Source organism: Novipirellula caenicola (assembly GCF_039545035.1).
Classification (GTDB): Bacteria; Planctomycetota; Planctomycetia; order Pirellulales; family Pirellulaceae; genus Novipirellula; species Novipirellula caenicola.
The window spans coordinates 1-5,870 of sequence record NZ_BAABRO010000046.1; the positions used below are offsets into that span (position 1 = coordinate 1).

The 5,870-nt window shown below is 54.9% G+C and carries 6 protein-coding genes; all 6 read right to left on the minus strand.

The window, feature by feature from the left end; all coding sequences use genetic code 11:
- Window positions 1-456: 456 nt before the first annotated feature.
- A complete protein-coding gene (locus ABEA92_RS31010; RefSeq protein ID WP_345689713.1) occupies window positions 457-1,125 on the minus strand; it encodes an EF-hand domain-containing protein in 669 nt (222 codons plus the stop codon).
- 479 nt (window positions 1,126-1,604) lie between these two features.
- Entirely contained in the window at window positions 1,605-2,084 is a 480-nt protein-coding gene (locus ABEA92_RS31015; protein WP_345689715.1) for a hypothetical protein, read from the minus strand.
- Window positions 2,085-2,244: 160 nt separating this feature from the next.
- Entirely contained in the window at window positions 2,245-2,718 is a 474-nt protein-coding gene (locus tag ABEA92_RS31020; protein WP_345689717.1) for a hypothetical protein, read from the minus strand.
- Window positions 2,719-3,639: 921 nt separating this feature from the next.
- Entirely contained in the window at window positions 3,640-4,239 is a 600-nt protein-coding gene (locus ABEA92_RS31025) for an NfeD family protein (protein WP_345689719.1), read from the minus strand.
- Between the two features lie 126 nt (window positions 4,240-4,365).
- Window positions 4,366-5,172: a hypothetical protein gene (locus tag ABEA92_RS31030; protein WP_345689721.1), complete on the minus strand. Its 807-nt coding sequence runs from the start codon at window positions 5,170-5,172 to the stop codon at window positions 4,366-4,368.
- Window positions 5,173-5,300: 128 nt separating this feature from the next.
- Window positions 5,301-5,870, minus strand: a 570-nt coding sequence (locus ABEA92_RS31035; RefSeq protein ID WP_345689723.1) for a hypothetical protein, incomplete at its 5' end; no start/stop codon positions are given.

Below are 5,870 nucleotides of genomic sequence, written 5' to 3' on the forward strand. Positions count from 1 at the left end.
AGGCCGACAAGATCCCTCGCGACGGCGAACGATGAAGCGACGTAGTCAATCGACAGGCTGTAAACATCAAGTCGATCGTGGTCGAAGATTGGTTCGGTCATCGGTACCCCATTTCGAGTACGAGTACCGGCTGCGCCTGAGTACGAGCACGAGTACGATTTCTTCATTGCCAGAACGGCGGCGATCACGTGGCCGCCGCGAACGACCCACCACTTTATGGAACTTAACGCGGCGACTCACGTGCATCCGCTGGTTCGCCGCTGTTTACGTTTTCAGAACCACTCGCACTGAGTGTCGATCATCCGCGAAAGTAGACTGTGGCTGAGAAAACCAGCCGCAGCTATATAGTATCGCTCGCCGGTTGGACGCTGGTCCGGTCAACGGTTGTCACCGGGCCAGCCCGGCGGGCAGTTGGCTTATTGGGGGCCAATTACTGGAGCTTCGGCCAGCGTCCAGCTAACGGTTTCTCCGCTCAGCCAGCCATTTGGCGTATTCGGCCACGTTAATCGCTCCGTCCTGGTTGGCGTCGGCGGGCTCAGGAGACATTAACATCGACTGGTATTCGTCCTTCGTCAAACTGCCATCCTGATTGCGATCATAGCGTTCGACGATCCTGCGCGCGTATTTGAAAAGGTTGATATCAGCAGTGTCCGATGCCAAGCCGGCTTGCCGTCGCTCATTGAAACGCTCCACTTCGTCGATCACCGAGGCCAACGACTCCAGGGCTGCCGGTGTGCGTTCGGCATCACCGCTCTTAGCTATTTTCAGCAACTCGCCGGCCACCGCTTCGCTGGCGTCCCCCGTGATGCCTGTCAACGAGAAAACATAGGGTGACCGTTCGCCACGACGCAACGCTTCCAGAACCAAGAGGCTGGTTTGATTTGGACGTTTGGAAAGCAACGACTTAATTTGTGACCGCGTAGCATTTTTGATTGCCGGATGCTCCGACAACATGGTTTTAAACAATAGTTCGGCCGCTATATCCGGCGGAAACGTCGTAAGCTCGAACATCTGCACCGCCATGGACAAGTCGCCGCCCCCGTTCGAATCGTCCGGTGATCGACTGGAGGCGTAACGCAGTAGCACCTCGCGAATCGGCTGATTGAAACGTTTGTCGGGCCGCAAATACTGAATCGACAAATGCGACATCTTGGCCAGCGTCGCAGTGGGACTCGAAAAATCCGTCGCCTGAGCGATTAGGAGGTCTTCAAATTCCGATCGGATGCGTTCGATATTTGTCTCCGATGGCTCCTCCTTCGAGACGGTTTCCGCAGCAGGCTGTTCCTGCTCGTCGGCGATAACCGGCTGAAGCCACAAACCGACAACAGCGACCAATACAAGCGTTTTTAGATAGCACATGGTTTTCTCTTCGGACCGTTGACTTAGAGTCTGATTATTTTACAGGTGATCGGCGACTGCGGTGCGATTGGTTGGCCGTAGCGAGTCGATTGCACCCCTGCAGCGAGACGGGCATACCCTGCAATGATATCAGGAGAATTTCGAACACGGTCAGAGTCGCCTCGAGGTGATGCTGGGCCACGATTGAGCGAGAACGCGTTTTCGAGTCCTCCGCGTCCAACTCATGGTTCGCCGTCGTGTGGAGTTCACGGACTGCCTTTTAGCGGGTTGGTGATTCCATCAAAGGAGTTGCGTTTCCGCAATGCCTCCAGCCGATTTCTGTCCATTCTTTCAGATAAGCGGCGCATTTGTTGCCTGCGTTCTACTTGCTGTTTTTCCTCTCTAAGCAGCTTGGGATAGTCGGGATCCCCAGGACCCCAAGCTGCAGCGATGGACGGAAACTGCTTTAGCAATTTCCATATCTGTTGGTGCCCCGCAATCGTGGTCGTTATAGACAGTGCGCCGGACCTCGGAAGCTGGTGAACACGTAGTAGTTTCTGTTCTGTCGTTGCTTCGATGAGCTTTATGAGCACGGAAGGATCAAACGTCCCATCTGCGGTCCATACAGGCGACGCTTTTACAACGTAAGTGAAACTCAGGGTAGCCTCGCTAACTTCCGTAAGGTCGTCGGCTACAGCTTCCGCTGAAATAAACAATGCAAATAGAGTTAGGATCGCGACTCGCATGCGGATTTCCTGCGTGTAGGAGGCAACTTGCTATTGGTGAAATTGGTGGATAAGACTTCACTCATGATTCGTCAGTCGGCGAACGACGGCCATCACCGGGCACGGGCAATGTGATTTCCATTTGTAAACGCTCCATGCCGTGCTCCGGTGGATGGCATGGTTACCCGCCATTATCCGGCACCACGAATAGGCGAATCAACTCGTTAACGGATTGAATCCGTGTCATTGTAGACGCAAACGTTGGTTCTGTATCTGCGTCAAAGGTCGGAGCGTGATCGGGCGTGTTGGGGTTGACATAATAGATCCCACGAGTGCTCGGTGCGAGGAGCGCAACAAAGTCCTCGGCCATCAAGCAGTGAATGCAGAACCAGAAACCAGGTGCATGGATCGGCAATCGGATGTCGAGTGTCAGTGTCACCCGAAGGTCGACTGCGTCGGCCCCCAGTCGGAGTTCGTAGTTGTCCGGGAAGCCCGGAAATCGAAGTGGCACAGTCCCATCACGATCGGTAATGCCCTGGTGAAACGGCTCGAATACCGGCAGCAATTTGTCAACGTCGAAGGAAACGAATCGACCGTTGAGGTATCGCTGCAACATCGCGTGGGTTGGGTCGAGAATCGCATCAACGCTCAACACGGAAGGAAACTGTGCTTGGTCGGGTAACGGTGGCGATCACCGAGTCCGAGCGGACAAGTCACCACTTGTAAAGCTGTTTTCGAGGACTTCGGTGCAGTACGCCCAGCATGAGCGTGATCTTGTGGGGTGCAAGTCCCCTGTACTTAGTTCCGGTTTCTTTCGAGGAGTCAGTATACCAAATGATCATCTAGAGAAAGGGCAGTACGAGGCCATTTGCTTGAAAACGCGGCAACTGCGCCGGAGGTGACAATCCGTGAGGAGGAAGCCTGCGAATGTGACCGTAAAAATCTGACTAGCCGCCGCGAACAGTTTCGGGCGGGCAACAACCGAATCGGACGAGTTTCAACGCTAAAAACCGTCGCCAGACACATTCACGCGGAAGACCCGCGTTTGTTACGAACAGAAACCCGATAGGAGGCCGATGTCTACAGGCCCGTTGTGGAGCGACCAATGAGATGGCAGCAGGCTGCTGACTGCGAAACCGAACCGGAAGCCCGGCGGATGCCTTGGAGAAACATGCAGCGTAGGTAAATCGGGAGCTTGGGCGGGGACAGATCACGATCCCTTATCTGGGGAGAACTTCAGGCGTCCCCGTGAGTAGGGCTGACGCAAACAGTGGAAGAGGTTGAAGACTCGGCTTCGCAACCAGATGCCGTTAGGCTTGTCCTACCGGGAGGCCCGCCCCATTTCGCTTGTACCCGTTCGCTTTTAGCGGCAAAGGCCCATGGCGTCTTGCCAAGCCGTCGGCGTCCAGCGCGCGTTATCGAACGACTATCTGAAAAGTGTTGGGTTATTGAGTCTAGCAGAACGCCCGAAACAGCTTGCATCGTCGCGACGAACCGCCCAAGTAGCGTTCTCCGCATGCTAGGTGGTGTGGAAGGGTCGCCGGAGCAATCCGGCCCCCTATCCCGATCGGCATTGTCACCCGTCGTCGTGGGGCTCGGGCATCAGGGACACGCAAGAACGTCCATTGTGGTACGAAGTTACCGTAACGCGTGCGCCGGAGTCGAGCAACTGACCGTCCGCAGATGCGACAGAATAAATCACGCCGTCAATTTCAACATCGCCCGTAGGCCGTAGCGGAGACGTGGTGACGCCAGACTTGCCAACGAGTTCGCCAGTGTCTGCTGGTGACGCGATCGAACCGGTATCGTGAGTTTGGGGGTGAAGTACGAGTTGCGGAAAACCAAACGACCATTCACGAATCAGGTAGGCGGCTGCCCACAACCCAAATACACCGCCGTCAACATCACCACCTGTGACGAGAGCGACGGCCATGCCAATACCGAGCAAGAGGGCAAAAATCGACCAAAACGCAAAGTTAACAAGCCAGCAAACGAGTAACGCACAAACGAATAACGCGATGACACGGAGGCGGGCAACGGGAAGACGCGACGCAACGTCAATGGATGTGTCGATATCGTGGTGACCCGCCCAACGGTTAAAGTGCCAGACAAACGCAGACACCGTGATGCCAGCAAGCGGCAAGTCAATCATCGGCGCGAAGGCGAGTTTTTCCATTGAGTCGGGTAACGGCAGAATTCACGGGGGACGGGTGAAAGACTCGCAAGCAGAACAACAAACGCGACTCCCGTCCTTATGGTCACTACTGCAGTTCGTTGTGCTGCCATCGCCAGGTTTCGAAAACTACGCGAGTTCCCCGACGATATCTGGAATCGCATTCTCTATTCGGGCAAGGGGATCCGGTCGCTCTCGACCCGGCGTTGAAGCGATAGAAACCACCACAACGGATCCGGGGATAGCAATCACGTAGAAAGTGTATTGCAACTGCTCGTCGCCGGTCAAATTCGGGTCCTTGAAATAGCGGTACGTGCCCTTGTCAGTCGGTTCCACGTTAGATTTCTCCGCTAGGTCATCAAGAAAATCATACGCGACAGCGGGATCGGCGTGGAATTCCTCGTTGGCGTGCAGAGTCGCACTAAAGTTCTGCGATCGCCCATCGAGCGTGCCAAGCAGTACACCATCGTCATCAAAAGCTGCGACAAAGTCGTGTGGAACAGCGACCACCACATTGGAGTGCGGAAAGCGATACGGCTTCCAACCGTCTCTCAACAGTGCGATGCATAACCCGGGGCCGTGCGATGACGCATCATCATCTCGGTGGTGTGTTCGCTCTGCATCAGTTTGCTTCTCAAGTTCTTCGCGAAATGGCCAATAGCTGGCGAGAATGCACCCCCCGCCAATGAGCATGCCTAGACGACCGACATCCCAGTAAACATAAACTCCCAGTAAAATGACAAAGAGGCCAAGCAGAGAATTCGCAAGCAGCGCCCAGCGAGTCTGGTACCACAGGAGGATCGCGAGCAAAAGAAATCCTGCGGATAGCAATAAGTTGACCATGTTTTGGTCGCGTATCGCGTGATAAGCAATCCCAGCAGAGACAGCGAAGCCAAGCAGGGAATATATCAATAGCCAACCGCGTGGTGTTTTCATGTTAATGCGTCGAAGGTGGTGACTTTTGGCAGAACGTTGGAATTCACGGGGCGGCGGGATTTGATCGTCCACCTCGAAACGCACGGCCACCGCCACTCCTGTGCAATTCACTGGTTCGCCGCCGAATTCTAGCAGTGGTAGAGAACCTCTACGCCAATGCAGTCGGAGGATATCTGCCGCAATTTGGCGACCCGTTGTTGCCATTTTGCCATCGCGGCAGTGTTCGCAGCGCTGGGTTCATCAATCAAACGCCAACCAAACTCGGATAGGTCATTCCAAAGGCCGTCGGGAGTGATGATCGCCGACGGATTATAGTCGACGGGTAGTACGCCAACGATGCACGCGTGTCGGTTACAGTTCGCAACAGGTTCAATGTCGTGAGTGTCTGGAGCAAACCCACCGAATGGGTTCGATGTTAGGTGCCAGTAGTCCCAGTAAAACCGGGGCCAAGACTTCGCGTCTTCGTCCAGCCGATGTGGGGCAAGTGCGTCGTCCAATGCGCGATCCAGTTCTGTCGTTCCGCGGTCGAGTAGGACAAGCAGTATTCCCTTCATGGCAGAGTTTTTCTGTCGGCGAAAGAATCCATGTAAGTCCGAGGTTTGATGGGTGGGAGTCATTTGTTCAAAATAACTGGCGACTCGGACCCGTGATCTCGGCAGCGTGCGGCTGCCGGTCACATTCACTCCACCCACCAAACA

What these genes read in the sequence shown, in the direction of transcription:
- ABEA92_RS31015 (WP_345689715.1), bottom strand. Translation starts at nt 2,084, where the DNA reads ATGCGAGTCGCGATCCTAACTCTATTTGCATTGTTTATTTCAGCGGAA.
- ABEA92_RS31025 (WP_345689719.1), bottom strand. Translation starts at nt 4,239, where the DNA reads ATGGAAAAACTCGCCTTCGCGCCGATGATTGACTTGCCGCTTGCTGGC.
- ABEA92_RS31030 (WP_345689721.1), bottom strand. Translation starts at nt 5,172, where the DNA reads ATGAAAACACCACGCGGTTGGCTATTGATATATTCCCTGCTTGGCTTC.